The organism is Cryobacterium sp. TMS1-20-1 (assembly GCF_004402355.1).
Taxonomy (GTDB): domain Bacteria; phylum Actinomycetota; class Actinomycetes; order Actinomycetales; family Microbacteriaceae; genus Cryobacterium; species Cryobacterium levicorallinum.
This window is the reverse complement of record NZ_SOGF01000010.1, coordinates 81460-106394: the sequence shown is the minus strand read 5'-3', so window position 1 is coordinate 106394 and position 24935 is coordinate 81460. Positions and strand designations below refer to the sequence as shown.

The 24935-nt window shown below is 65.5% G+C and carries 20 protein-coding genes and 3 pseudogenes; 10 read left to right on the top strand and 13 right to left on the bottom strand.

Annotation, left to right across the window (positions count from 1 at the left end; all coding sequences use genetic code 11):
- Positions 1 to 108: 108 nt before the first annotated feature.
- A pseudogene (locus tag E3O45_RS01620) lies at positions 109 to 416 on the bottom strand (ISAzo13 family transposase); the annotation flags it as partial.
- Positions 417 to 631: 215 nt separating this feature from the next.
- Here E3O45_RS01620 and E3O45_RS01615 point away from each other — a divergent pair.
- Positions 632 to 5602, top strand: a complete 4971-nt coding sequence (locus E3O45_RS01615; protein WP_166789360.1) for a multicopper oxidase domain-containing protein — start codon at positions 632 to 634, stop codon at positions 5600 to 5602.
- Between the two features lie 251 nt (positions 5603 to 5853).
- Positions 5854 to 6241, top strand: a pseudogene (locus tag E3O45_RS18305) (hypothetical protein); the annotation flags it as partial.
- 66 nt (positions 6242 to 6307) lie between these two features.
- Here E3O45_RS18305 and E3O45_RS01605 read toward each other — a convergent pair.
- From E3O45_RS01605 to dut, 6 genes and pseudogenes are all read right to left on the bottom strand, one after another.
- Positions 6308 to 6462 (bottom strand): annotated as a pseudogene (locus E3O45_RS01605) (ISAzo13 family transposase); the annotation flags it as partial.
- A 67-nt stretch (positions 6463 to 6529) separates the two neighbouring features.
- Positions 6530 to 8479 (bottom strand): 1-deoxy-D-xylulose-5-phosphate synthase, encoded by a 1950-nt coding sequence (dxs, locus tag E3O45_RS01600; protein ID WP_134441259.1) that lies wholly within the window; start codon positions 8477 to 8479, stop codon positions 6530 to 6532.
- 136 nt (positions 8480 to 8615) lie between these two features.
- Positions 8616 to 11462 (bottom strand): aconitate hydratase, encoded by a 2847-nt coding sequence (locus E3O45_RS01595; protein WP_134441258.1) that lies wholly within the window; start codon positions 11460 to 11462, stop codon positions 8616 to 8618.
- A gap of 211 nt (positions 11463 to 11673) precedes the next feature.
- On the bottom strand, positions 11674 to 12528 hold the full coding sequence (locus E3O45_RS01590) for a DUF3159 domain-containing protein (protein ID WP_134441257.1): 855 nt from the start codon (positions 12526 to 12528) through the stop codon (positions 11674 to 11676).
- A 6-nt stretch (positions 12529 to 12534) separates the two neighbouring features.
- Positions 12535 to 13164 carry a DUF3710 domain-containing protein gene (locus E3O45_RS01585; RefSeq protein ID WP_134441256.1) on the bottom strand — a complete coding sequence of 210 codons (630 nt, stop codon included), beginning with the start codon at positions 13162 to 13164 and terminating at the stop codon, positions 12535 to 12537.
- Positions 13161 to 13658 carry a dUTP diphosphatase gene (gene dut / locus E3O45_RS01580; protein ID WP_134441255.1) on the bottom strand — a complete coding sequence of 166 codons (498 nt, stop codon included), beginning with the start codon at positions 13656 to 13658 and terminating at the stop codon, positions 13161 to 13163. Before dut ends, E3O45_RS01585 begins: the two co-directional genes overlap by 4 nt.
- A 38-nt stretch (positions 13659 to 13696) precedes the next feature.
- On the opposite strand from dut, the gene E3O45_RS01575 reads away from it, so the two are divergent.
- Positions 13697 to 14149 (top strand): DUF3093 domain-containing protein, encoded by a 453-nt coding sequence (locus tag E3O45_RS01575; RefSeq protein WP_134441254.1) that lies wholly within the window; start codon positions 13697 to 13699, stop codon positions 14147 to 14149.
- A 5-nt stretch (positions 14150 to 14154) separates the two neighbouring features.
- Here the strand turns inward: E3O45_RS01575 and E3O45_RS01570 are convergent, their stop codons facing one another.
- Entirely contained in the window at positions 14155 to 14448 is a 294-nt protein-coding gene (locus E3O45_RS01570) for a DUF4193 domain-containing protein (RefSeq protein ID WP_092449195.1), read from the bottom strand.
- A gap of 199 nt (positions 14449 to 14647) precedes the next feature.
- Here E3O45_RS01570 and sepH point away from each other — a divergent pair, with 199 nt between their 5' ends.
- The 3 genes from sepH to E3O45_RS01555 all read left to right on the top strand — a co-directional run bounded on the left by sepH (position 14648) and on the right by E3O45_RS01555 (position 17160).
- Positions 14648 to 15778 (top strand): septation protein SepH, encoded by a 1131-nt coding sequence (gene sepH / locus E3O45_RS01565; RefSeq protein WP_134441253.1) that lies wholly within the window; start codon positions 14648 to 14650, stop codon positions 15776 to 15778.
- Between the two features lie 117 nt (positions 15779 to 15895).
- The gene (locus E3O45_RS01560) at positions 15896 to 16120 is read left to right on the top strand and encodes a DNA glycosylase AlkZ-like family protein (RefSeq protein ID WP_134441252.1); all 225 of its coding nucleotides are present in this window, start codon (positions 15896 to 15898) and stop codon (positions 16118 to 16120) included.
- Positions 16117 to 17160: an aromatic acid exporter family protein gene (locus E3O45_RS01555; RefSeq protein ID WP_134441251.1), complete on the top strand. Its 1044-nt coding sequence runs from the start codon at positions 16117 to 16119 to the stop codon at positions 17158 to 17160. Before E3O45_RS01560 ends, E3O45_RS01555 begins: the two co-directional genes overlap by 4 nt.
- Before the next feature lie 162 nt (positions 17161 to 17322).
- On the opposite strand, the gene E3O45_RS01550 is transcribed toward E3O45_RS01555, so the two are convergent.
- The 4 genes from E3O45_RS01550 to E3O45_RS01535 all read right to left on the bottom strand — a co-directional run bounded on the left by E3O45_RS01550 (position 17323) and on the right by E3O45_RS01535 (position 21493).
- Entirely contained in the window at positions 17323 to 18081 is a 759-nt protein-coding gene (locus E3O45_RS01550) for an amino acid ABC transporter ATP-binding protein (RefSeq protein WP_092449153.1), read from the bottom strand.
- Positions 18078 to 19526: an amino acid ABC transporter substrate-binding protein/permease gene (locus E3O45_RS01545; protein WP_134441266.1), complete on the bottom strand. Its 1449-nt coding sequence runs from the start codon at positions 19524 to 19526 to the stop codon at positions 18078 to 18080. Before E3O45_RS01545 ends, E3O45_RS01550 begins: the two co-directional genes overlap by 4 nt.
- 228 nt (positions 19527 to 19754) lie before the next feature.
- Positions 19755 to 20789: a nitronate monooxygenase family protein gene (locus E3O45_RS01540; RefSeq protein ID WP_134441250.1), complete on the bottom strand. Its 1035-nt coding sequence runs from the start codon at positions 20787 to 20789 to the stop codon at positions 19755 to 19757.
- 116 nt (positions 20790 to 20905) lie between these two features.
- Positions 20906 to 21493 (bottom strand): DinB family protein, encoded by a 588-nt coding sequence (locus E3O45_RS01535; RefSeq protein WP_134441249.1) that lies wholly within the window; start codon positions 21491 to 21493, stop codon positions 20906 to 20908.
- A gap of 127 nt (positions 21494 to 21620) precedes the next feature.
- Between E3O45_RS01535 and E3O45_RS01530 the strand changes: the two genes are divergently transcribed.
- Together E3O45_RS01530 and E3O45_RS01525 are read left to right on the top strand one after the other, a co-directional pair.
- Positions 21621 to 21911, top strand: a complete 291-nt coding sequence (locus tag E3O45_RS01530; protein WP_134441248.1) for a DUF4287 domain-containing protein — start codon at positions 21621 to 21623, stop codon at positions 21909 to 21911.
- A gap of 27 nt (positions 21912 to 21938) precedes the next feature.
- Positions 21939 to 22775, top strand: a complete 837-nt coding sequence (locus E3O45_RS01525) for a phosphotransferase family protein (protein ID WP_134441247.1) — start codon at positions 21939 to 21941, stop codon at positions 22773 to 22775.
- A 50-nt stretch (positions 22776 to 22825) separates the two neighbouring features.
- Here E3O45_RS01525 and E3O45_RS01520 read toward each other — a convergent pair whose 3' ends face one another.
- Positions 22826 to 23386 (bottom strand): YceI family protein, encoded by a 561-nt coding sequence (locus tag E3O45_RS01520; RefSeq protein WP_134441246.1) that lies wholly within the window; start codon positions 23384 to 23386, stop codon positions 22826 to 22828.
- A 194-nt stretch (positions 23387 to 23580) separates the two neighbouring features.
- Between E3O45_RS01520 and E3O45_RS01515 the strand changes: the two genes are divergently transcribed.
- Positions 23581 to 24399 carry an oxygenase MpaB family protein gene (locus tag E3O45_RS01515; RefSeq protein ID WP_241985171.1) on the top strand — a complete coding sequence of 273 codons (819 nt, stop codon included), beginning with the start codon at positions 23581 to 23583 and terminating at the stop codon, positions 24397 to 24399.
- 7 nt (positions 24400 to 24406) lie between these two features.
- A complete protein-coding gene (locus E3O45_RS01510; RefSeq protein ID WP_134441245.1) occupies positions 24407 to 24895 on the top strand; it encodes an Lrp/AsnC family transcriptional regulator in 489 nt (162 codons plus the stop codon).
- Positions 24896 to 24935 lie beyond the last annotated feature (40 nt).

The window sequence follows — 24935 nt, the reverse complement described above, 5'->3', positions numbered from 1 at the left end:
GGCCGGGGACTTCGGTGCTTTCAGCTTCTCAGTTCGTTCTGTCATGACCATTAGTGTCACTCCTTCAAATAGATCCGCAACCCCTTACACAGACCATCTGACACCCTCCGACACCGGGCAGCCCGCCTGCGTGAGCTCGTCGGCCAGGTGGCGCAGACTCTTCGTCGTCCACCGCAGCGCCGACTCCGGATCGCCACCCGACTCGGGCTCCACCAGCGCCAGCAGCGCCGCCCTCCCCGGATCGGTCTTGGTCACACTCTTGCGACCACCACCGACCCGCCGGGTCCGCCCCAACGGCTCATCACCGGCGTCCAACTCCCGCACGCCACCGGTCACCGTAACCCGGCTCACCCCAGCTGCCCGGGCCACTACCGCGACCCCCCGCCATGCCCCAGCACCCGAGCCTCAGCGCCCATCAGCAACCGTCGCTGACGCTATTGCCACACCGCCCGGAAGTAGGGTCTTGACTCCCTCATGATCATTTCTAGCCCAAGGTTTTCCCAACGTCGGCCGAGCAAGGTTGTCCCGTGGACCTCCACACCCGTGACCAAGCCACTCCGCCCTGATCCGTTCCGGCTCATAGCTCCGGCTTGACCTCAGCACAACATCAATGCCGTTACAGGGAGACCCAATGAACATTTCTATGAGAGCTCGCGTCGGCATGGGGGTGGTGCTCGCCTATGGCGGCACGGCTTGGCTCCACGGGCTTCACGCAGCGTCTGCCCAGCAAGACTGGAGTTCGGGCACCTCAGCGTTGCACTTCCTTCGGGACGGGACATTGTCGCTTTTACTAGTGGTCCCGGCCGTCCTGATCGTGTTCGCGATGATCGCTCGCCTGCGGCCGGCATCTCGGATGATCTCCTTGGCTCGCGCCACGGTCGCGGTCGTCGCTGTCACCACGGCTGTGTTCATGTCCGGTGCGATCGGCCACACGCTGCTCTTCCCCTCCGAGCATGCCTCCGCCGCCCACGCGGTTGCCTCAGCTGTCGCACCGGCTGCCCAGGCAGCTCCTGATGCCAGTGTCGCACTTGGTGCTGTCCCGCCCCCTGGCGCGCCAGGTGCCCCAGTCGCTGCCGCGACCAAGCCCGGGTTCCACCCACACCAGCCCTCGGCGGCGTGGTTGGCCAAGACGGGCCAAGCAAATGGCTCCGCCGAAGCCGCTGCCGACCCGCACGCTGCGCACAACGGTGCAGCCTCTTCCGCTGGCACTACTGGCGCAGCGGTAGCCGAACCGGCCACGGGCGGCCACATGGAGACGACCTCGGGTGCTGCACTCTTCGAGCACGGAGCCATCGAGGCCGCTCGCGTATTCCCGGTGCTTCTGCTCCTCGCCCTTGCAGGCCTCGTCCTGGGCATGCGCCGAAGCGACGATGTGACCGGTGGGTATGCCCCGACGCCGGCACGGCGTGCCCGGTCTGTCGTGGCGTCGACGCCACGCCGCTCTCGCCTGGTCATCGCCGTGGCGGCGGGCTGTGTCGCCCTGATGACGGCTTCCTCTCTGATGGGTTCCTCTGCGGCAACAGCTGTCATTGGCGATCCCACCACCCCGGCCAACGGAGTCTGCCCGGCCGGTGCCCGCGCTATTGAGTACGACCTGGCCGCCTTCCAGGTGACCATCCCTCTCAACGGCTGGGGCGACAAGCTGCCCAACGGCCTGATGTATGCCCTCAAGAACGCCGACGCAAGGGTGAACAAGGAAAAAATCCTTGCCAACCCCAACCTCACCCAGCCGCTCGTCGTGCGCGCCAACGTCGGTGACTGCGTGTCCGTCAAGGTGCGCAACGACATCGCTGGCCGGCGAATCGGCCTGTCCACCCAGGGCCTCGTTCAAGCGGACGTGAAGACCTCCGACGGCGCGCGGGTGGGCCTAAACCCGGACACGACCATCGCCACGGGCACCGAGCGCACCTACACCTGGTACGCCGACCGGGAGGGCGAGGCGCCGCTGTACGACAACGCCAACCTCGACCCGAACGACCCGAAGCACACCACCGTCCAGAACGGCCTGTACGGCGCGGTCGTCGTGCACCCGAAGGACTCGACCTGGCACAATCAGATCACCGGGGCCGACCTGCTCACGGGCGGGCGCGCCGTCGAGTCCCAGCTGTTCGCCGACATCCGGGCAGGCGAGGCCTCGACCCGTTCGGCCGTCATGATCTTCCTCGACGAGAACGAGGGCGTCCTGGACCGGGACGGGAAGCAACCGACCTTCCCGACGACCGGGCTGAAGGACTCGACCTTCGGCATCAACTACCGCTCGGAGCCGCTGCGCAACCGGCTGCGGGCCATCCTCGAGCACCGTGGGACCGTCACTCCGGAGAACCCGGGTGGCGTGGCCAAAACCATCACGCTCCCCAACGGCCAGACCTATGCCCCAACTGACAACTTCTGCAACGGTTACGTGCCCGAGCTCGGCAAGGTCGTCGACGACCCCGGCGCCAAGTGCATGGGAGAGGAGTCCCACCTGCAGTCGTGGGTCTTCGGCGACGAGGGCAAGCTAACCAGAACCGTCGACGGCGTGAAGGTGACCGATTCGGACAACCTGATCCCGAAGGGGTACGTCGGGGACCCGCTGAAGTTCCACGTCGTCCACCCGGGCGCCAAGGAGACCCACCCATGGCACCAGCACACTCAGCGCTGGAACGCCGACCCGAATAACCCGAAGTCACCGCTTAACGACGTCCAGTCGTTTGGCCCACATGAGGCTCGGGAGCTGAAGATCGAGGGAGGTGCCGGCGGCACCCAGCGCACGGTCGGTGACACGATCTTCCACTGCCACCTCTACCCGCACTTCGCCCAGGGTTTCTGGGGCCACCTGCGGATCTTCGACAAGTTGCGCGACGGCACGGCACAGTATGCCGACGGCACGCCCCTGGAGGCACTGCAAGAGCTGCCGAACCGGGCAGGCGCCACGGCGGCCCCGACCGCAACCCAGCCCGGTTTCCCACTGTTCGTCAAGGGTGACGTCGGCCAGCGTGCCTACCGTCCGCCGAACGCGGTGGTCAAGGACACCTTCGCTGCTATCCGTCGCCCCGGCGACGCCCCCCGTGGCCCGACCGCGCTTGAGGCCGCAGGGATGCCTGCTCTTGACCCGACCAAGCCCGGCAACGGCTACATCGACCCGTGCCCGACAACTGCACCAACACGGGTCTACCGGCCACACGTCATCGACACCCCGATCACCTACAACTCCGCGGGCTGGAAGGACAGGCAGGGAAGGGTCTACGTGGAGGAATCCGATGCGGTCGCTGTGCGGACAGGACAGAAGGCACCCGAGCCGTACACCATCCGGTCCAGGGTTGGTGAGTGCGTTCAGCTGTTCACCATCAACGACCTGCACCTCGACGAGAATCCCAACGTCCCCCTCGACCACGTGAACCGCCTCGACGGTGATTACATGGCCACCGAGGAGACGTCCGAGGTCTCGACACACGTGCACCTGGTCAAGTTCGACGAGCTTGCCTCCGACGGCACCAGCGTGGGTTGGAACTACAGCTCCTCGGCGATGCCTGGCCAGACCTACGGCTATCGGTGGTTCGTGGACACGGCCTTGCGGACGACCTTCTTCCACGACCACCAGTACGCCAACCTGCACCAGCAGAAGGGCCTCTATGCCGCGATGAACGTCGAGCCCGCTGACGCCACGTGGCACGATCCGAAGACTGGTGCTGCGACGAACGGGGTCGGCCCCATGGCCGATATCCGCTCAGCCAGCGGCCCGGACTTCCGGGAGATGACCATTTTCTACTCCGACCGAACGCCCATGTGGAAGGACAACGGCACTGGTCCACCGATCAACCCACCTTCGGCACCGGACAACTACGGCCAGGACCAGGGCGGCTACTCGATCAACTACAAGAATGCCCCGTTCCAGATCCGGACGAAACCTGGGGTTACGGGCGCTAAGGGCGACCCCGCGTACACCTACTCATCCGCGGTCAACGGCGATCCCGATACGCCGCTCCTGAGGGCGTACTCGAAGGACCCTGTGGTCATCCGCAACGTGGCTGGCTCCCACGAGGAGATACACGAGTTCAACCTGCACGGTCACCGTTGGCTGAATGAGCCGAACAACCCCCTGTCCCGGACGGTCGACACCCAGACCCTCATGCTCGCGGAGTACTTCAACTACGAGCTGCAGGGCTCGCAGGTGGTCAAGACCAACCCCGGTGCTGCAGCAACAGTCGCCAAAGCCTCGAACAACGTCGCCAATGGCACCCCGTCGATCCTGCAGGACGGCGCCGGTTCCCCCGGTGACTACCTGTATGGCTCCCCGTTGCTTGAGGACCAGTGGATGGGGATGTGGGGTCTGTTCCGGGTCCCCAAGAACGCGGTCTCCGACCTCCAGCCGCTGCCCGACCGGGCTGCTCCTGGAAGTGGCACCGCGTGGCCAGCCCTTAAGCCGGGTGACGCGCTCAAGGTTGCCCCAACCGGAACCCTGGGTTCGGTCACCCCGTGCCCGACAGGGTCCAGGGCGGTCGCTGTCAACGTGTCGGCCATCGCCAAGGACATCGTGTACAACGCGAAGTCAGGTGACCACGACCCGTACGGCACGATGTTCGTGCGGAGCGAGGATGTGACCAAGGTTCGCACGGGTGCCATGAAGACCGAGCCCCTGGTGATCCGAGCAAATGTGGGTGACTGCGTCACGGTGACGCTCAAGAACGAGCTGCCGAAGACGCCCGCAGCGCACACCGGTGACCTACCGTTGCCTGCGGACGTGACGAACTTCCCACGTTCCAACCGGGTGTCCATGCACCCAAACCTGTTGACCTACAACGTCATTGACTCCGACGGGGCGACGGTCGGGTACAACTACGACCAGACCGTGGCGCCAGGAGTTACGACAAAGTACACGTGGTATGTCCATGCCGCGGTCGAGGACGGCGCAGCGAACCTGCTCGACTTCGCTGACCGGCGTGGGAGTCGCCACCACGGGTCCTACGGGTCGCTGTTGATCGAGCCAAAGGGCTCGACCTACGTCAACCCCAACTCCGGGCTTGCGATCACCTCGGGCGCACAGGCCAACGTCACCTACACCGACGCCGCCGGCGTCAAACGCAGCTTCCGCGAGGCTGTGCTCAACTGGGTCGACGGTCTGATCCTGCGAGACAAGGCCGGGGCCATCCTCCCCTACCCAGCGGAGGGCGAACCCAGCGACCAGGGGCACCGGGGCATTAACTACACGACCGAGCGTTTCGCCCCTCGCCTGGCGAAGGACCCAGAGGTGGCCAACGTCATGTCGTCGGTGGTGCACGGCGACCCGGCCACACCGCTCGTGCGGGCCTATGTCGGAGACGAGACGCACCTGCGGCTCGTATCGGGTGGTGACCGCGACCGGGCACACACCTTCAGCCTGAACGGGCACGGGTGGCGCTACCAGCCAAGCGACCCGAACGCGATGATCAAGACCGCTGAGGGCGGTTTGCTTACAGGCAACGCCTTCAACTACAACCTGCTCGGTGGGGCCGGTGGACTCCAGAAGCTTCCCGGGGACTACCTCTACCGGGACGGCGGTCTGGAGAACCAGGTCAACCAGGGCCTGTGGGGCATCTTCAGGGTGGAGGGCTCGCCCAAGGCGGACCTTAAGCCTCTCCAGTAGTCCATCCATTGTGAGAACAGCTTGAGAACGTGAGCCGGCGGCACCTCGGGTGCCGCCGGCTCACGCGCGTTGCTGGGCGCGCTGGACCCAGGGGTGCCACCGAGTGGGGCTCGCGGGCCGGATATCCTGAACCTCGTGTCCTCAGCGCGCGCGCCGCATCCCGCGCGCCCAGAACCTGTGAGCCCACGAGAGTCCCGTCGGCGTCCGTCCCGGCGCAGGCCGACGAGGTACCGCCGGCGCGGTCAGCCCGTATCGCGCGCCGTCTCACCGCGGTGCCCAGAATCAGCTATCCCGACGACCTGCCGGTCGCTGCCCGCAGGGACGATATCGCCGCGGCCATCCGAGACCACCAGGTCGTCATCGCCGCCAGGTCGGTGGCCGAGCGCACCGCGCAGGAGCTGGACACCGAGCTGGGGACTGCGGTGGGTGATCCAGGTGCGCTTCACCGACCACTCCAGTGGCAACACCCTGGTCAAGGTAATGACCGATGGCATCCGGCTGTACTCCCAGGAGGACTTCAAGGGTCGATCGGAGTTCACCGACCATGAGATCCTGCGCACCAACCTGGCGTCGGTCATGCTACAGATGACCTCCCTGGACCTGGGTGACATCGCAGGTGCTGGGTTTCCAGATCTGCCATTTCGCGGTCGGTGATCTTGATGCCTTTGGGGTAGATGCTCTCGTCGAGCTCGGCGGTGACGGTCTCACCCCAGCCGCCCGGGCCACCGCCGCGACCCCGCCATGACCCAGCCATGACCCAGCACGCGAGCCTCAGCCCCCATCAGCAACCGTCGCTGACGCTCATCAAGATGCGGGAACAACGCGGCGAACTTGACTGCCAGCGGCTCTTCGACCTCCACGGGAACCGACACCGCACAGCCATGGCACCCCAAACGGCATGCGTCTAGGTTATTTACTTACGAGCCTTTAGTCGCGGCGGGTTACCTGGATAGCACCGGTGTCGGTGTGGTCGGCGGGCAAGGGTCGGGCGTTGGGGATTTTGCTGCCGAGCACCATGGCGACCACGTCGCGGGCGATCGCCTGCGGGGTGAGGCCGACGCGCTCCAGGATCTGGGCGCGGGTGCCGTGGTCGAGGAACTGGTCCGGCAGGCCGAGTTCGGTCACCGCGGTGTCAACGCCGGCCTCCCGCAGATCCTGCCGGATGCGCGTGCCGATTCCGCCGACCCGGATGCCGTCTTCGATGGTGACCACGATGCGGTGCGCGGCGGCGAGGGTGATAATACTGCGCGGCACCGGCACGACCCAGCGCGGGTCGACGACCGTCGCTCCGATGCCCTGGGCAGCGAGCCGGTCGGCCACGTCGAGCCCCAACGCGGCCATCGGACCGACCGTGACGATCAGCACATCCTGTTGGGTCGCCTCCTGCAGCACATCGACACCATCGTCGAGGCGGCGGATGGCCTCGAACTCCAGGCCGACGGTGCCCTTGGGGTAGCGCAAGACCGTGGGTCCGTCTTCGACGGCGACGGCCTCGGCCAGTTCTTCGCGCAGGCGCACGGAGTCCCGCGGCGCGGCCAGCCGAATGTTGGGGACGACCTGCAGAATGGCGAGGTCCCACATGCCGTGGTGGCTGGGACCATCGGGACCGGTGACGCCGGCCCGGTCGAGTACGAAGGTGACGCCGGCTTTGTGCAGGGCCACATCCATCAGCACCTGGTCGAAAGCGCGGTTGATGAACGTGGCGTAGAGGGCGACAACCGGGTGCAGGCCGCCGAAGGCCAGCCCGGCGGCGCTCGTCACGGCGTGCTGTTCGGCGATGCCCACGTCGTGCACGCGGGCCGGAAAACGTTCGGCCATCTTGTGCAGCCCGGTCGGGCGCAGCATGGCGGCGGTAATGCCGACTATACGATCGTTCTCGGTGGCCAGTCGCAACAATTCGTCGGCAAAAACCGACGTCCAGGATGCCGCGCCCGCCCCTTCCACGGATTCGCCGGTCTCCGGGTCGATCTGCCCGACCGCGTGGAACTGGTCGGCCGCATCTTGCACGGCCGGGTCGTAGCCCTTGCCCTTCTGGGTGATAGCGTGCACGATGACCGGCGCGCCGTAGCCCTTGGCCTGGGCGAGGGCCTCCTCCATGGCGTGCACGTCGTGCCCGTCAATGGGACCGATGTACTTGATGTCGAGGTTGGAATAGAGCGCTTCGTTGTTGGTGACCCGGCTGAGGAACCCGTGCAGACCGCCGCGCACCCCGCGGTACACAGCCCGGCCGGGCGCGCCGAGTCTGTCAAACACTTTCTGACTGGTCAGGTACGCGTCGCGGTAGGCCGCGCGGGTACGCACGGTATTCAAAAAGCGCGCCATACCGCCAATCGTCGGCGCGTAGGATCGGCCGTTGTCGTTGACCACGATGATGAGTCGACGCGTGTTGTCGTCGCTGATGTTATTGAGGGCTTCCCAGGTCATGCCGCCGGTCAGTGCGCCGTCGCCGACGACGGCGACCACGTGCCGGTCGGTCTGGCCGGTCATCTCGAAGGCTCGGGAGATACCGTCGGCCCAGGACAGCGAACTGGAGGCGTGCGAGCTTTCGACGATGTCGTGCTCGGACTCCGAACGTTGTGGATAGCCCGCGAGACCGTCGAACGAGCGCAGCTTGCTGAAGTCCTGACGGCCGGTGAGGAGCTTGTGTACGTAAGACTGGTGGCCGGTATCAAAGACGATGGCGTCGGTCGGTGAATGAAAAACCCGGTGGATGGCGATGGTCAGTTCGACGACACCGAGGTTTGGCCCGAGGTGTCCGCCGGTCTTCGAAACCTCGCGCACCAGAAACCGCCGAATATCGGCGGCCAGCTGTGGCAGCTGCTCTTTCGAAAGACCATCGAGGTCCCGCGGACCATGAATCGTCTCCAGAAGGATCATCCGTCATACCTTTCATGCTGCTCTACAAAACAGTGCTAAACAGATCAAGCTAAACCGGCGCGCAGACCCGAGTGAATCGAGTCTACGCGCCGGTGTCGTGCTGGTAGAGCGAGGCGCTGGCAGCGCCCCGGTTCACTCAGACGAGCGAACGCAGCACGTACTGCAGGATGCCGCCGTTGCGGTAGTACTCGGCTTCACCCGGGGTGTCGATGCGCACGATGGCGTCGAACTCGACCGGTGCCTTGCCGGCGGCCGAGAATTCGCTCGGAACGCAGGTCACGCGCACGGTCTTCGGCGTCTTGCCGTTGTTCAGTTCGGTGATGCCGGAGACCGAGACGATCTCGGTGCCATCGAGACCGAGCGAGTCGGCGGTTTCGCCGACCGGGAACTGCAGGGGCACAACGCCCATGCCGATGAGGTTCGAGCGGTGGATGCGCTCGAAGCTCTCAACGATGACGGCCTTGACACCGAGAAGACTCGTGCCCTTGGCTGCCCAGTCCCGGCTGGAACCCGAACCGTATTCCTTGCCACCGAAGATGACGAGCGGGGTACCGGCGGCCTGGTAGTTCTGGCTGGCATCGTAGATGTCGGCCTGCGGGCCGCTCGCGACGGTGAAGTCGCGGGTGAAGCCACCCTCGATGTTGTCGAGGAGCTGGTTGCGCAGACGGATGTTCGCGAAGGTTCCGCGAATCATGACCTCGTGGTTGCCACGACGCGAGCCGTAGGAGTTGTAGTCCCCACGGGCGATGCCGTGCTCGGCCAGGTAACGGCCGGCGGGGCCATCCGCTTTGATCGAACCGGCGGGGCTGATGTGGTCGGTGGTGACCGAGTCGCCGAGCTTGGCGAGCACGCGGGCACCACTGATGTCCACGACCGGGCTGGTCTCCAGCGTCATGCCGTCGAAGTACGGGGGCTTCCGCACGTAGGTGCTCTCGGCGTCCCAAGCGAAGGTGTCGCCGATGGGGGTGTGCAGGGACTTCCAGCGGTCGTCACCCTCGAAGACACCGGCGTACTGGGTCTCGAACATGTTGGAGTCGATCGACTCGTCAATGGTCTTCTGCACCTCGTCGGCGTCGGGCCAGATGTCCTTGAGGAACACGTCGTTACCCTCGGTGTCCTGACCGAGCGAATCGGTGTCGAAGTCGAAGTTCATCGTTCCAGCGAGGGCGTAAGCGATAACCAGCGGCGGGCTCGCGAGGTAGTTCATCTTCACGTCGGGGTTGATGCGTCCCTCGAAGTTGCGGTTACCGGAGAGCACGGCGGTGACGGCGAGGTCGTTCTCCTGCACGGCCGAGGAGATTTCGTCCTCGAGCGGACCGGAGTTACCGATGCAGGTGGTGCAGCCGTAGCCGACGAGGTAGAAGCCCAGGTCTTCGAGGTAGCCGTTGAGGCCGGCCTTCGCGTAGTACTCGGTGACGACCTTGGAGCCGGGCGCGAGGGTGGTCTTGACCCACGGCTTGCTCTTGAGTCCCTTGAGGCTCGCATTGCGGGCCAGCAGGCCGGCCGCGAGCATAACGGAAGGGTTTGACGTGTTGGTGCACGAGGTGATGGCCGCGATCGCTACGGCGCCGTTGTCGATCGTGAACTCGCGACCGTCGGCGAGCTTCACGTCGGTGGGCTGAGGGTGCGACTTCGTCGGGTGGCTGGTGTGACGTACCAGGCCAGCCTGGTAGGCGTGCTCGTGCGCGGTCACTTCGTCTTGCGAGGTGAGGCCGAGCGGGTCAGAGGCGGGGAACGTACCCTCTATTGCCGCATCCACCAGGGAGACGGGGCCGTTGGCGTAGTTGTCCAGGTCGCGCTCGAACTGCGACTTCGACTCGGAGAGGATGATGCGGTCCTGCGGGCGCTTCGGTCCGGCGATCGAGGGAACGACCGTGGAGAGGTCGAGCTCGAGGTATTCGCTGAACACCGGCTCCACATCGGGGTTGTGCCAGAGGCCCTGCAGCTTCGAGTAGGCCTCGACCAGCGCGACCTGCTCTTCGCTGCGCCCGGTGAGGCGCAGGTAGCCGAGGGTGACATCGTCGATCGGGAACATCGCGGCCGTCGAGCCGAACTCGGGGCTCATGTTACCAATGGTGGCACGGTTGGCGAGCGGCACTGAGGCGACACCCGATCCGTAGAATTCGACGAACTTGCCGACCACGCCGTGCTTGCGGAGCATCTGCGTAATGGTAAGCACGACATCCGTTGCGGTGACGCCGGCCGGGATGACGCCGGAGAGCTTGAAGCCGACAACCTTGGGGATGAGCATGGAAACCGACTGGCCGAGCATCGCCGCTTCGGCTTCGATTCCGCCGACGCCCCAGCCGAGCACGCCCAGGCCGTTGACCATGGTCGTGTGCGAGTCGGTGCCGACGCAGGTGTCTGGGTAAGCCTGGAGAACGCCGTTGACCTCACGGGTCATGGTGACGCGGGCGAGATACTCGATGTTGACCTGGTGCACGATGCCGGTTCCCGGGGGAACGACCTTGAAGTCGTCGAACGCGGTCTGGCCCCACCGGAGGAACTGGTAGCGCTCACCGTTGCGCTCGTACTCGATCTCGACGTTGCGCTCGAACGAGTCGGTCGTGCCGAACAGGTCGGCGACAACGGAGTGGTCGATGACCATTTCGGTCGGGGCGAGCGGGTTGATCTTCTTGGCGTCGCCGCCGAGGTCGACGAGAGCTTCGCGCATGGTGGCGAGGTCGACGATGCAGGGAACGCCGGTGAAGTCCTGCATGACGACGCGAGCCGGCGTGTACTGGATCTCGGTGTCGGGTTCCGCGGTGGGAACCCAGGAGCCGAGGGCACGAATGTGCTCGGCGGTGATGTTGGCTCCATCTTCGGTGCGGAGGAGGTTCTCCAGCAGCACCTTCAGGCTGTATGGCAGTTTGTCGTAACCGTCGACCGCGTCGAGACGAAAGACTTCATAGTCTGTCGAACCAACGCGCAGGGTGTCTTTGGCTCCGAAGCTATTTACCGCGGTACTTTTTGAATCCGACACAGTGCCCTCTCCGTTGTAGGAGCCGACGGGAAACCGGCGGCAATCCTCAATTCTTGTGGCAGGCACAACCGCGTGCCAGCAAGGCAAGCCTTACCGGCGGATGCCGGGAGCTGCCTTTTTCCATCGAGTTGCGCCGACGAGTGATCGCCGGTCAACTATCTTGACGTCAAGATAACTCTAGCAGTGCGCCGGAGCGCGCAGAGGTCGATTCTCAGAGCGCGTCGGCGGCATCCGCTTTGCGATAGACCGAGCGCACCATGAGCCAGGACACGACGAGCAACGGCGCGTAGAGCGGGATGCCCATGAGGAGCTTCATGGAGGCGAGCAGTTCGACGTTATTGGCGAGGTAGAGCGGCAGCTGCACGGCGAGGCGTCCGAGGAACAGGCCGGTCCAGCACAGGGTGAGAATGGTCAGCACGCGCCGCTTGCTGGCGTCGAGGCGCCAGGCGATGCCGTCGCCCATGAGGAACCCGACGGCGACGCCGATCAGCGGCCAGCGCACGAGCACGGAAATGAGCAGGGCGGCACCGTAGCCGGCGTTGGTCCACAGGCCGACCAGGAAGAAATCGGAGGGCTTGCCGGAGAAGAGAGCCAGCGCGACGCTGATAGCGGTGCCGACCAGGCCGCCGAGGGCCGGCGTCGTCGTCTGCCTGGTGATCGCGCGCAGTGCGACGAAGATCACGCCGATGACCAGCGGAGCGACGAGTGAGGGAAGCAGGGTGCCGATCGGGTCACTCGTCACATCGGTCGACGGGTCGATAGTCAGTGTGTAGGTGACGAGAAAGACAAGGCCGGGCAGGACAGCTTCAATCAGACCGCGGATGCCGCCCATCGCCTTCAATAGGGCCTGTCCGCTGATCGGCTCCCCCTCGGGCGCTGCTCCGAATCCGGCCCGGCGGGCCGCCCCGGCCATCGACTCGGCGAACAGGGTTGACGCGGTCTGCGCCTGCTCCGGCGTCGGAGCGGGTTCCGGCGCCGCGGCTGGCGTCGCGGCTGGCGTCGGCACCGGTTCGTGCGCTTCATCGCGCTGGCCCTGCTGTCCGTTCTGACCGGGGGTGTCGCTCATGGCTCGCTAGACCGCGGCGGTCTCGGTCGCGCCGGTGGGCGAGGCGGGCATGCGCAGCGGAATCAGATCACGCGGCGGCATCGGGGTTCCCCCGCGCACGACGACGATGCTGCGGAACAGGTCTTCGATCTGCGCTGCGGCATTCGGATCGATGGCGCCCTCGCCCGCGATCACACCGCGCAGAAACCAGCGCGGCCCGTCGACGCCGATGAAACGGGCCAGGCGGGTGACGCCGCCGGCTTCCTGACCGGCCGCAACCGGAATCTCGGCGACCAGTTCCGGGCCGAACGGACCCTCGCGCGGTGTCGTGGTACCGCCCTGCTTGCCGATCTGGTCGGCGATCTGGTCGCGAATCTCATGCCACAGGCCGCTCGACCGCGGAGCGGCGAACGGCTGCACCTGCAGGGTCGACCCAGCGAAGTCGAGGCCGATGGCGACGACGCGCTTGCTGCCCTCTTCAATTTCGAGGCGCAGGTGCAGGCCTTCCCGCGGCAGAATCTTGATGCCGCCGAGGTCGACGTATGGCCGCACCGGGTTGGCTTCGGACTCGTCGAACGGGCCATCGCTCTCGCGGTTGTCTGGTGCCGATTTGGCATAGGGCTCGACGAAGTCCCCGGGGGTCGTGGTGTCAGTCACCGATTTTCTCCTTCGCGCTGGGCGGTATCGCCCGACAATGGTGCACTTTCTCGTGGAGCAGCTTCCACGCCCGTTGAACCGAAGCCGCCCTCGCCGCGGTGGCTGCCGGGCAGCCGGTCCACGGCAATGAAGGTGGCCCGAGCAACGGGCATCACAATGAGTTGGGCGATGCGGTCGCCGATATTGATTGTGAACGACTCGTTCTGGTCGGTATTGAGCAGAGCCACCTTGATTTCGCCGCGGTAGCCGGCATCCACTGTCCCCGGGGAATTCACGATGGTGATGCCGCGCTTGGACGCCAGGCCGCTGCGCGGAACCACAAAGGCGGCAAACCCGTCGGGCAAGGCGATCGACACGCCGGTGCCGACAAGTGCACGACAACCGGGAGCGAGCATGAGAGCCTCGGCCGAATGCAGGTCAGCCCCAGCATCACCGGGATGTGCATAGTTCGGGAGGATGGATGCTTGGATCAGTACTTCGACGCTTTCTGCCACGTGTCGAGGGTAGTGCAGATATCTGATCGAATAGAGCCATGCCTGATTACCGCGAAAAACTCTGGCCTACTCCGTGGGCCTTCATCGTCACCGCACTGGTGATACCGGCGAGCATCCTGGTGCTCGTCCCGATTTCCCTGCCGGCCGGCATCATCACGGCCGCCGTTCTCTACGGCGGCTGCGTAGCGCTGCTCGTGCTGGCCTCACCGGTGGTGCGGGTGCAGAACGGCGAGCTGAAAGCCGGCCCGGCCACGATTTCTACCCACCTTGTGGGGGAAGCCGTCTCCTTTACCAAGGCCGAAGCCACCCAGGAGCGCGGTCCCCGGCTGGATGCCCGGGCCTGGCTGCTCATTCGCGGCTGGATCGACCCGGTCGTGCGCGTTCCGATCGTCGACCCAACCGATCCGGCGCCGTACTGGATCATCTCCAGCCGGCACCCGACGGAGTTGGCCGCCGCGATCAATGGATCACGAACGACCAACGTCGGTTAGCAGGTCTAGGAGTCGCACTCCAGGCAGACCATTCCGAGCTTGGTCTCGTGTCCCATCTGCGAACGGTGCTTCACGAGGAAGCAATTCACGCAGGTGAATTCGTCGGCCTGCGCGGGCAGAACGACGACATCGAGGTCCAGGTCGGACAGGTCGGCGCCGGGTAGATCGAACCCACCCGGGTTGTCGGAGTCGTCAACATCAACGCTGCCGGACATTTTATCTGGCACACGTTCCTTGAGGGCCTCGATCGACTCGGAGTCGTCTTCAGTCTTTCGGGGTGCGTCGTAATCGGTTGCCATGCCCATCCATTTCAGTTACGCCGATAATCGAAATCGGCGGGCACAGTTTCCAACAATCCGGACGGAATAGCAAACCGTCCGCCAACCTTTTTATTCGGACACGGAAAACAACTTGCGGCACGCCCAGCGTATTCCCGCGAAATTGCCCCAAGTCGTGGCAGTCTTGCAGCCAACGGTAATCGCGAGAGGGCTTGTCTTCATGCAGGAATTGAAGGTTATTGGGGTTGAGAACGGTGCGCTGCTCGCAGCGTCCGAAGATGGTGACCGATATCGCATCGCCATCGACGAGGTTCTTCAGTCCCGGCTTCGCCAAACCCAGACGGAGCGGAGTCTCGCGCCAAAACTCTCCCCCCGGGAGGTTCAGGCGCACATTCGCTCCGGCATGTCCGCCGAGGATGTCGCGGCCGTCACCGGCGCGTCCCTCGACTACGTGCGCCGCTTCGAGGGCCCGGTCGTAGCCGAACGGGAGTACATCGTCTCGTCGGCGCTCAGCGTGCCGGTACACACCGCGATCGATCCGGATCCGGTCGACGAGAACGTGAACTTCGGCAGCGTCATTCGGGAGCGTCTCGCCTCGCTCGGTGCCACCGGCGAACGCTGGGCCAGCTGGAAAGAGCCCGGCGGCGGTTGGATCGTCAAGCTGTCCTTCACCGCAGACGAGATCGACCACGACGCCCGCTGGGGCTTCGAACCCAAGAAGAACTCACTATCGCCGGTCGGCAGCGAAGCCATCGCGCTCTCGCAGCAGGGCGAGCTCAAGGGCTCGCTCATTCCCCGACTGCGCGCGGTCGGCTCGGAGACGAGCGCCGCCGATGTCTCCCGCTTCGACAGCAACGCCTTCAACTTCAAGGAATCCCTGCCCGACGAGATTTTGAACGACACCAGCCCGAACCTTGAGGCTGTGCCGTTTTCCCGTTCGCTCAGCCGGGACGATGCTGTGTCCAAAGCCGCGATCAAACGCGCTGCCGAGCCGGCATCGAACATGAGCGAAACCGCCGATCTTCTGGAATCGTTGCGTCGACGCCGCGGCGAACGCGAGGCGGCTGGCAGCCGGGATGCTGCAGCGGCCCAGCCGACGGCATCCTCTTCGGTGCAGCCTGCAATGATGCGGCCCCGTCGATCCACGGCCATGGACAGCCCGGTTACCGACGAGTCCAGTGCGGCGCCGGCGACCACGCCGGAACCGACCGGCAACGCCTGGGCCAACCAGGCCGCCCGCGCCCAGGAGCGCACCAACCATGGCCGCACCACACCCAAGCGCGGTCGGGCATCGATGCCGAGCTGGGACGAAATCGTGTTCGGAGCTCGCACCGACGACGACCTGGGCTAGGCGCGGGCTGATCATTACGGGCACTGCCGCCTCCCGCGCCGACGTTCTGCGCCTGCGCCTGCACGCCCAGGGCCTGGCCGGGCCACCGCTGCTGGGGCCGTTGCGGTCGTTGAGCGGATGCCCGCGGTACAGTTCCAGGACTACCCGGCGGCCCAGTGGGCCATCGTCGTTCGCTCCCCCGGCACAACGCTGGACGAGGTACAGGCCAGCGTCAATGCGGGTGACATCGTGCGTTCGTGGCCGATGCGCGGCACGCTGCACCTGGTTCCGGCCGGCGCGCAGCGGGCAGACGGGTTTGTCGGCATCCGCTTGAGGAGAGGTCGGGTTAGCCTTGAGCAGTGAAACTAACATCGGCCCTACGCATCCCCACCCGACTCCCGGTGCTGCAGGTCGTGAAGATGGCTGTCGCCGTCGCCCTGGCCTGGATCGTCTCGCAGCTGCTGCTGCCCAACGACCTGCCGATCTTTGCCGCGATTGCGGCCCTGCTCGTGGTGCAGCCGAGTGTCAATCAGACCCTCGGCCGCGCGATCGAACGTACCGCTGGCGTCATCGGCGGAGTCATTATCGCCTCCACGATCGGCTTCTTCCTCGGCCAGTCCAGCTGGGTTGTACTCGGCACGATCGTGGTCAGCATCCTCGTCGCCTGGGCGCTGCGGCTGTCGCCGGTGTCGGCGAGCCAGATTCCGATCAGCGCCATGCTCGTGCTCGCGCTCGGCGCGACGACGCCGGGGTATGCCCTCGATCGCATCTTTGAAACGTTCATCGGTGCGGGGATCGCGCTGATCATCAACGCCCTGATCGTTCCGCCGGTGCTGATTGCGCCGGCACGCGATGCTGTGGCCCTGCTCGCTCGCGAGGTGGCTGATACCTTCGAGCGCATTGCCCAGGCGCTGCGCACCCCGCAGACACCGGTCGACCTGATGGAGCTGATGATCAAGGCCCGGCTGCTGCGCCCCATGCTGGTCAAGGCGGAGAAGGCCATCGCGCAGGCGGAGGAGAGCCTCATGCTCAACCCGCGCAAGGCCAAACTACGCCTGGCGCTCGACACCGACCATGAGATGATCGGGCGGCTGCCGACCCTCGTGACCCGCGCTATCGGCATGACCCGGGCCCTGCACGATCACTACGATGCCTCCCTGCAGTTGGAGCCGAGCGTTCAGGCCTTTTCCGAGGAGCTGGCCCGGGCTGCGCACGATCTGCGGCTGCTCGCTCGCGCGGAGGGCGACCTCACGGTGGCGCCCGAGATGCCGGCCCCCGAGGTGCTGGCCCTGACCGCGCCGCTGCGCATCGTGACGCCGCACCCAGACCACTGGATCCTGATCGGCTCGCTCATGGAGGACCTGCGCCGGGTGCGCGAGGAGATCGTCGGCGACCGGGCCTGAGCCGCCCGAAGCATCCGTTCGATAGCCGTGCCCTATTTCGGTAGCCGCTACGCCGATTACCGTAGCGGCTACCCAAACCGGGCGCGGTCATGCCTGACCGGAACAGAAAAACGGATGCCGCGCCCAGGTCTCGCGCGGAGCATCCGTTTTGGGTCAGGCGGTTTAGAGCACCTTGGAGAGGAAGTCCTGGGTGCGCTCCTGCTGCGGGTTGCCGAACAGCTCGGCCGGGGTGCCCTCTTCGACGATGAGGCCATCGGCCATGAAGATAACCCGGTCCGCGACCTCGCGGGCGAAACCCATCTCGTGGGTGACGACGACCATGGTCATGCCCTCGGCGGCGAGGTCGCGGATGACCTGCAGCACCTCCCCCACCATTTCGGGGTCGAGGGCGCTCGTGGCCTCGTCGAACAACATAATGTCGGGGTTCACCGCGAGGGACCGGGCGATCGCGACGCGCTGCTTCTGGCCGCCAGAGAGCTGCGCGGGGCGGGCATCCGCTTTGTCGGACAGGCCCACCCGCTCGAGCAGTTTCAGGGCCGTGGCGCGGGCATCCGCTTTGGATTCCTTCTTCAACTCGGTCGGCGCGAGCATGATGTTCTGCAGCACCGTCATGTGCGGAAACAGGTTGAAGTGCTGGAAGACCATACCGATGTGCGCTCGAACCTCGTTCAGGTCGACGGTTTTGTCGCTGAGGTTGAATCCGTCGACGATGACCGTGCCGGCGCTGAGCTCGTCGAGCTTGTTCAGGCAACGCAGAAAGGTGGACTTGCCCGAACCCGAAGGGCCGATGACGCAGACGACCTCGCCCTCGGTGATCTCGACGTCGAGGCCCTTGAGCACCTCGTTGGAGCCGAACGACTTGCGCAGGCCACGTACCGAAATTTTGCTGGCACTTGCGGTGTTGTTTGCGCTGGTGCTCATTTGTTGAACCTCTTGTCGAGCTTGTTGGAGAGCATGGTGAGCAGGTTGATGACGATGAAGTACAGCGCGGCGACGATCAGCAGGGTCTCACCGGTGCGAAAGTTGGCGGCGTAGATCTGCTGGCCTTGATAGGTGAGCTCGGCGAAGCCGATCACGGCGAGCAACGAGGTGTCTTTCAGGGTCATCACGAACTGGTTGATGAACGACGGCGTCATGATCTTCACGGCCTGCGGCAGTACGACGCGGCGCATGGTCGTGACGTAGCCGAGGCCGAGGCTGCGACCGGCTTCGGTCTGGCCCGGGTCGACCGATTGGATGCCGCCGCGCACGATCTCGGTCATGTAGGCGCCGGCGTTCAGGCTCAGGGTAAGCACACCGGCGGTGAGCACGTCGATCGACTGCCCGGTGAGCTGAGGCAGACCGAAGTAGAAGAAGAAGGCCTGCACGAGCAGCGGGGTGCCGCGGAAGATGCTGACGTAGACGCTCGCAATGCCGCGCAGAATGCGACTCTCGGAGACCTTGAAGAAGCCGAACACCACGCCCAGCACGAGGGCGATCAGAATGGACAGGCCGGTTGCGAGCAGGGTCAGCCCGAGGCCCTTCATCAGCGCCGGCATGCTGTCGCTGAGCAGAGCGAAGAAACCGGATGCCGCGGCGGGTGCCGGCTGCTCCAGGTAGGTGTCAAGAATGGCCTGGTAGTCGCCGTTATCCTGCAACTCGGCGAGGCCGGTGTTGAACGCGGCGAGCAGCTCGGGGTTCTGCCCCTTATTGACGGCTAAACCGTAGGAGCTGCCCTGTTCCTTCTCGGTGACGGACTTGAGCCCGTTGTTCTGGTTGATGCCGTAGGCCAGCACGGGATAGTCGTCGAACACCGCGACGGAGTTGCCGGCCTTGACGTCGTCATACATGGTGGCCGAGTCGGCGAGTGCCTTGACCGTGAAGTCGTATTCGTCCTTGATCGAGTTGGCGAAGGTTTCGCCCTCGCTGCCGCGCTTGGCGACGACCGTTTCGCCGGCCAGGTCGGCGTATCCGGTGATCTCGGTGTTGTCCTCCGCGACGGCCATCTGCACGCCGGAGTCGAAGTACGGGTCGGAGAAGTCGAAGATGAGCTTGCGCTCGTCGGTGATCGACATGCCGGCGATGACGCCGTCGACCTGATTGGACTGCAGCGCCTGCAGCGCAGCGTCGAAGCCGAGCGACTTAATCTCGACCGTGAACCCCTGGTTCTTCGCGATGTCGCGAATCAGGTCCATGTCGATGCCGGTGAGTTCACCGTTCTCGCGGTACTCGAACGGCGCGAAGGTGGTGTCGGTGCCGATGACGTAGTTTTCGCCGGCGGTAGCGGCCTGTGGCTGACTCGCGGCCGCGGCGCTGACGCCGAGGAATCCGCCGGCGAGGGCCAGCAGCGCCGTGACGGCGACCGTGAGCTTGCCCGCCCGGGACATAGTTATTTTGCGCAAAGGAGAACCATTTCTTGTTGTGCGATCTACATTGGCCTGGCGGCCCCAGGGTCAGAGGCGCCGATCGACGCTGATCCATCGGGGAGCGGCTGCCGCTCACCCTGTCGATAAAGCCTACCTTGGGGGCCGCCGCACGGTTCTCGACCGTGCCGGAGCCGACCGGCTCCAGCTCCTCGGCACCGTCAGGACACGTAAAAGCTAAGCGACGACCTGCTACGAGACGACGGCAGCGTGCGTGTCGGCCCACAACGCAGCGAGCACGGTCGCGGCCAAGCCGGTGCGAGCTTCCCGAAAGCCGGTACCAGCCCAGAGGGCGAGGCCGTGCGGGTCGCCGCGGCGGGCGGCATCCGCTCGCACAGTCTTGGTGAGGTGATGCACCTGCGGATACTCATGCGGCACGGTCGCATCGTGGGCGGTGATGAAGGCGTTGCGCAAGCCGCGGGCCGGGCGGCCGGAGAAGGCCCAGGTTATGACGGTCTCGGTGAACCGCGGGTCGACGAGGGCGTCCTGGTGGGCCGGGTTCGCACCGGACTCGTCGGTGCGCAGCAGGGCGGTTCCGAGCTGCACAGCTTCGGCTCCGGCAGCCAGCAACGAGGCGATCTGTCCGCCAGAGTGGATGCCGCCCGCCACGATCAGCGGCAGCGTCACCACCTCGCGAATCGCGATCAACAGCTCCCCCAGAGCCAGGGTGCCCGGTTCGTCCCGCGTGGTGAAGGTCCCCCGGTGCCCGCCGGCCTCCGGCCCCTGCACGCAGAGTGCATCGACGCCGCGGTCAACCGCCTGACGGGCTTCGGGCACCGAGGTGACCGTGGCGATCAGGAACGACCCGGCCGTGTGCATCCGCTCGACGGCGTCTATCGGAGGCAGGCCGAAAGTGAAAGAGACCACCGGGACCTGGTGCGCGATAACGACGTCCACCTTGTCGGCGAACCAGTCCGTGTCGGTGTCGCTGATCTCCCCGAAGGAGGCAGCGGGGTTTTCGAGGGCGAGTAGGTTTCGGTGGCTCTCGACTGCGGCCCGGTCTGTCAGCGGCGCCTGCGGCAGGAACAGGTTGACACCGAAAGAATTCTTCGTGCGCTGCTGTACGTCGATGATCTGCTCGGCCAGGGTCTGCGGCGTCTTGTACCCGCCGGCGAGAAAGCCGAGGCCGCCGGCATCGCTCACGGCGACCACGAGGTTGGGCGTGGAAGCGCCGCCGGCCATGGGGGCCGCGACGATCGGAATCGCAAGGTCATGCAGGGTGAACACGGGGATCTCCTCTTTCAATTAGAGTGCCGCTCCATCGAATGGAAGGGTGATCTATGCTGGCAGACCCTGAATAGGGAGCGCCCTCTTGCACCTTGGCACAGTTCGAGCGAGGCGGTCTACGAACCGGCCTCCCGGGCAGCCGCCTCCAGCCGCTCCCGATAGGACTGCCACCAGGCCGCATCACCGGGCGGCAGGTTGCTGTTATCCGCGCGCAGACCCACGGCGTCGTCAATGAGTTCGCGCACGATGTCGGCGTGGCCAGCGTGACGGTGCGTCTCGGCGATGATGTGCAGGAGAATTTGGTGCAGCGTCACGCTGCTGTGCTCCGGCGGCCACCAGACGACGTTCCCAGACGCGTTGAGCGGCAGCGCCTCGACGGTCGCCGCCGAGTGCTCGCCGACCCGGCGATACAGGTCAATCGCCCACGCGCGAGACTGGTCGGGTGTCGCCCACATGTCGGCGTTGGCCTCGGCATCGTCGTCAAGCCACGGCAGCACCTCGCCGAACGGTCGGCCGAAGGTTGCCCCCAGGTAGCCGGCCTCGACGCTCGCCACGTGTTTGATCAGGCCGAGCAGGTTGGTGCCGGTCGGCACGAGCGGGCGCCGCACGTCGTAGTCGCTCAGCCCGTCGAGCTTCCAGATCAGGGCCTCACGGCCAGAGGCCAGATAGTGCAGCAGCGTCGTCTTCTCCGCGGAATCATTCATGCGTTCAGCTTTGCAGCATGCCGTCCTCGGGCATAGGCCTCAAACGAATGCCTGCCGTCGCCATCACCCTGCCCAGCGCGAAATCTGCGTACTATCTGATAACAGGCTGTTCACTCAGGAGGCTCCCATGTCGTTTCAGGCCTACCTCGATGCGATCGAGGAGAAGACCGGGCTGACGCCGCGTGCCATCGTCGCACTCGCCCACGAACAGGGTTTCGACGACCCCGCCACCAAAGCCAGCGTCATCATCGCCTGGCTCAAGACCGACTACGACCTGGGCCGCGGCCACGCCATGGCCCTTGTCTACGTCATCAAGAACGGCACGACGATCAGCGAGAAGCACGTCGGCTCCGACGGAGTGCATCGCGACGAGTCCGTCGAGCTGTGGCTCGACGGCAAGGACTCCCGCCCGGTCTGACTCGGATTGAGCGCGTAGCGTAGAGGAATGATCCCAGCGGTTCCCTCCCCCGTCGTGCTGCAGTGGGCCGCCCGGCAGCTCGCCGTCAGCGAGCTGTACTGGGTGCGCACGCTGCCCGGCGGCACGCACGCCACGACGAGCGTCGTGGGCACGCCCGACGGCAGCGACGTCGTGCTGCGCGAGTTCCCGCCCGGTGACGACGCCGTGCGCCGGGAGATCCAGGTATTCGCCGCCCTGGGCGACCTGGGCGACCTTGCTCCGAGACTGCTGGCCACCGACCCTGACGGCACAGTGAACGGATGCCCGCTCATCGTCACGACGCTGCTGGCGGGTCGGGCCTCGATCACCCCCCAGGATCCGCGGGACTTCGCGCGGCAACTCGGGCAGGCGCTCGCGCGCATCCACTCCCTTGCGGTTGATAGTGCGCTCCCCGAGCTGTTCACCGAGCCAGCGGCCGATTCACCGATGCATTCCCTCTGGCGGCAGCTCAATAACGAACCCCGAGTGCTGACGCACAACGACTTCTGGTCAGGCAACACCGTCTGGCTGCACGAGCGCCTCACCGGCATCGTGGACTGGTCGGGCGCCGGGCGAGCGCCGCGCGGCTACGACCTGGCCTGGTGCCGCCAGGACTTGGTGTTTCTCTACGACGTGACCGTCGCCGACGTGTTCACCCGGGCCTACGACGAGGCGTTCGGCTCCCCCACCCCCGATGTGGCCCTCTGGGACCACTTCGCGGCGATGAAGGCCTTCCCCCGGGTGGAGACCTGGGCGCCCAACTATCAGGATCTCGGCCGGACCGACCTCGATGGCGCCGAGCTGCGCCGCCGTCTGACCGAGTGGATGCTCACCATTCCCGCTTAAACGCAGCAGGGCCCCACCGAAGTGGGGCCCTGCCGAAAAAATACTACGGGTTACGCGTTGAGCGCGGCCTGCAGTTCGAGCGTGATGGTGACCTTGTCGCCGAGCAGCATTCCGCCGGTTTCGAGGGCAGCGTTGTAGGTGAGGCCGAAGTCTTCACGGTTGACCTCGGTCTTGGCCGTGGCACCGAACTTGTAGTTGCCGTAGGGGTCTCCGCCGAAGCCGCCGAACTCGAGCTCGAACGTGGCCGGCTTGGTGATTCCCTTGATGGTGATGTTGCCGTCGACGAGGTAGTCGTCCTTTACGACGCGCACACCGGTCGACACGAAGTCGATCGTCGGGTACGTCTCGGCGTCGAAGAAGTCGCCGGTGCGCAGGTGACCGTCGCGGCCCGGCTCGTTGGTGTTGATCGAGACGACCTTCGCGGAGGCGGTGACGCTCGTCTGGAGCGGGTTCTCGCCGGTCACGAAGGTGGCGTCGAAGTCGTCAAAGGTGCCCTTGACCTTGCTGATGACGATGTGGCGAATGCTGAAGCTCACGGAGCTGTGGGTCTTGTCGATGGTCCAGGTTCCAGCCTTGTAGCCCGGGATATTGGTGATCGTGGTCTCGCTCATAGAAGTTCTCCTCAAGTGTGTGGGCCCAGGAATTGTCGCCCTCGGATACATGCAAGCGCATAGAAGACGCACATATTCCCCAGAAGACAAGTATTCATCTCCCCCTGTTCGGGCGTTCAGACGGGACCTAAACTCAGGACGACCGAATAGGCTCACCCTGTCACGAGGTTCTGCGTGTTTATTGGGAGGTTGCTGTGAGCGCACGCGCACCAAGCATGCGGGGGGTAGCGGGTGAGAGCCTGCTGATCGCCGCCGGAGGCCGGGCCATCCTGCTGCAGCTGGCGAATCCGGCCATCGGGCACGGCGTGGCCGACCACAGCCATTTCGCCGCCAAGCCGCTCGCCCGGCTGAACGGCACGCTCAGCTACGTCTACGCCACCGTCTTCGGCGAGGCCGACCTGGCCGCTGCGATGGCCGCGCGGGTCAATCACGCGCACGTTCCCGTGCATTCGGTCGGCACGACCCCCGAGTACAACGCGTTCACCCCCGAATTGCAGCTCTGGGTTGCCGCGACGCTCTATGAATCGGCCACCCACCTGCACGCTTTGATCTACGGCCCGCTGGGCGACAACACGGCCGATACCGTCTATAGCGAATACGCCCGGCTCGGCACAGCGCTGCAAGTGCCGCCAGAACTGTGGCCGAAAGATCGCGCCGCCTTTCGCCAATACTGGAACGAGCAGCTGCAGCTGCTGACAACGGATGCCGCCACCCGCGCGGTCGCGCACGAGCTGTTGCACTCGCGCTCGGCTCCGTTCTGGTATCGGGCCGCCCTGCCGCTGGCCCGGCTGATGACCGCTGGACTGCTGCCGCCCCACGTTCGCGTGCTGTTCGAACTTCCCTGGACCGAGCGGCACGAGCGGCGCTTTGATCGCGTGCTGGGCGGCATCCGCTTGATTTATCCCCGCCTGCCGCTGGCGCTGCGCCACTGGCCCAAGAATCACTATCTGCGCGTGCTGCGCAAATCCGGTCAGCGCGAATCCACGGCGGCCGCGCCCGCGCCGGTAGTGTGAGAGTCCAATGACGCAGCCCCAGACTCCCCACCCCGGACTCGACAGCACCGATCGCCAGATTATCGCCGAGCTCAGCCGGGACGGTCGACTCTCGATGCGCCAGCTGGCCCTGCAGGTGCACATCTCCCGCACCGCCGCCCACACCCGGGTGCAGAAGCTGATCAGCCACGGCGTGATCACCGGCTTCGGTGCCCAAACCGACCGTAAGGCACTCGGGCTCAACGTGTCCGCGCTCGTAGTCGTGAAAATCGGCGATGTCGCCTGGGGCGCAATTGCCGCGCAGCTCGCCGAACTGCCGTTCGTGGAGAAGGCGCAGGCCGTGAGCGGCGACATCGACATCATTCTCACGGTGAGCGCTCCCGACCATGAGCAGCTCAGCCAGGCCATTCTGCGCGATATCCACACCATGCCGGGGGTGATCTCGACCCGGTCCCACCTCATTCTCGACGAGATCATCGGGCATGCACCCGGCACGACTCCGGACGCCTGGCACTGATTCAGGACTCAACCATGCCGATTGGTCGCCGTCTGGCGGA

What these genes read in the sequence shown, in the direction of transcription:
- E3O45_RS01530 (WP_134441248.1), top strand. Translation starts at nt 21,621, where the DNA reads ATGTCGTTTCAGGCCTACCTCGATGCGATCGAGGAGAAGACCGGGCTG.
- E3O45_RS01510 (WP_134441245.1), top strand. Translation starts at nt 24,407, where the DNA reads ATGACGCAGCCCCAGACTCCCCACCCCGGACTCGACAGCACCGATCGC.
- E3O45_RS01535 (WP_134441249.1), bottom strand. Translation starts at nt 21,493, where the DNA reads ATGAATGATTCCGCGGAGAAGACGACGCTGCTGCACTATCTGGCCTCT.
- E3O45_RS01550 (WP_092449153.1), bottom strand. Translation starts at nt 18,081, where the DNA reads ATGAGCACCAGCGCAAACAACACCGCAAGTGCCAGCAAAATTTCGGTA.
- E3O45_RS01520 (WP_134441246.1), bottom strand. Translation starts at nt 23,386, where the DNA reads ATGAGCGAGACCACGATCACCAATATCCCGGGCTACAAGGCTGGAACC.
- sepH (WP_134441253.1), top strand. Translation starts at nt 14,648, where the DNA reads ATGCAGGAATTGAAGGTTATTGGGGTTGAGAACGGTGCGCTGCTCGCA.
- dxs (WP_134441259.1), bottom strand. Translation starts at nt 8,479, where the DNA reads ATGATCCTTCTGGAGACGATTCATGGTCCGCGGGACCTCGATGGTCTT.
- E3O45_RS01545 (WP_134441266.1), bottom strand. Translation starts at nt 19,526, where the DNA reads ATGTCCCGGGCGGGCAAGCTCACGGTCGCCGTCACGGCGCTGCTGGCC.
- E3O45_RS01590 (WP_134441257.1), bottom strand. Translation starts at nt 12,528, where the DNA reads ATGAGCGACACCCCCGGTCAGAACGGACAGCAGGGCCAGCGCGATGAA.
- E3O45_RS01525 (WP_134441247.1), top strand. Translation starts at nt 21,939, where the DNA reads ATGATCCCAGCGGTTCCCTCCCCCGTCGTGCTGCAGTGGGCCGCCCGG.
- E3O45_RS01575 (WP_134441254.1), top strand. Translation starts at nt 13,697, where the DNA reads ATGCCTGATTACCGCGAAAAACTCTGGCCTACTCCGTGGGCCTTCATC.
- E3O45_RS01570 (WP_092449195.1), bottom strand. Translation starts at nt 14,448, where the DNA reads ATGGCAACCGATTACGACGCACCCCGAAAGACTGAAGACGACTCCGAG.
- E3O45_RS01615 (WP_166789360.1), top strand. Translation starts at nt 632, where the DNA reads ATGAACATTTCTATGAGAGCTCGCGTCGGCATGGGGGTGGTGCTCGCC.
- E3O45_RS01560 (WP_134441252.1), top strand. Translation starts at nt 15,896, where the DNA reads ATGCCCGCGGTACAGTTCCAGGACTACCCGGCGGCCCAGTGGGCCATC.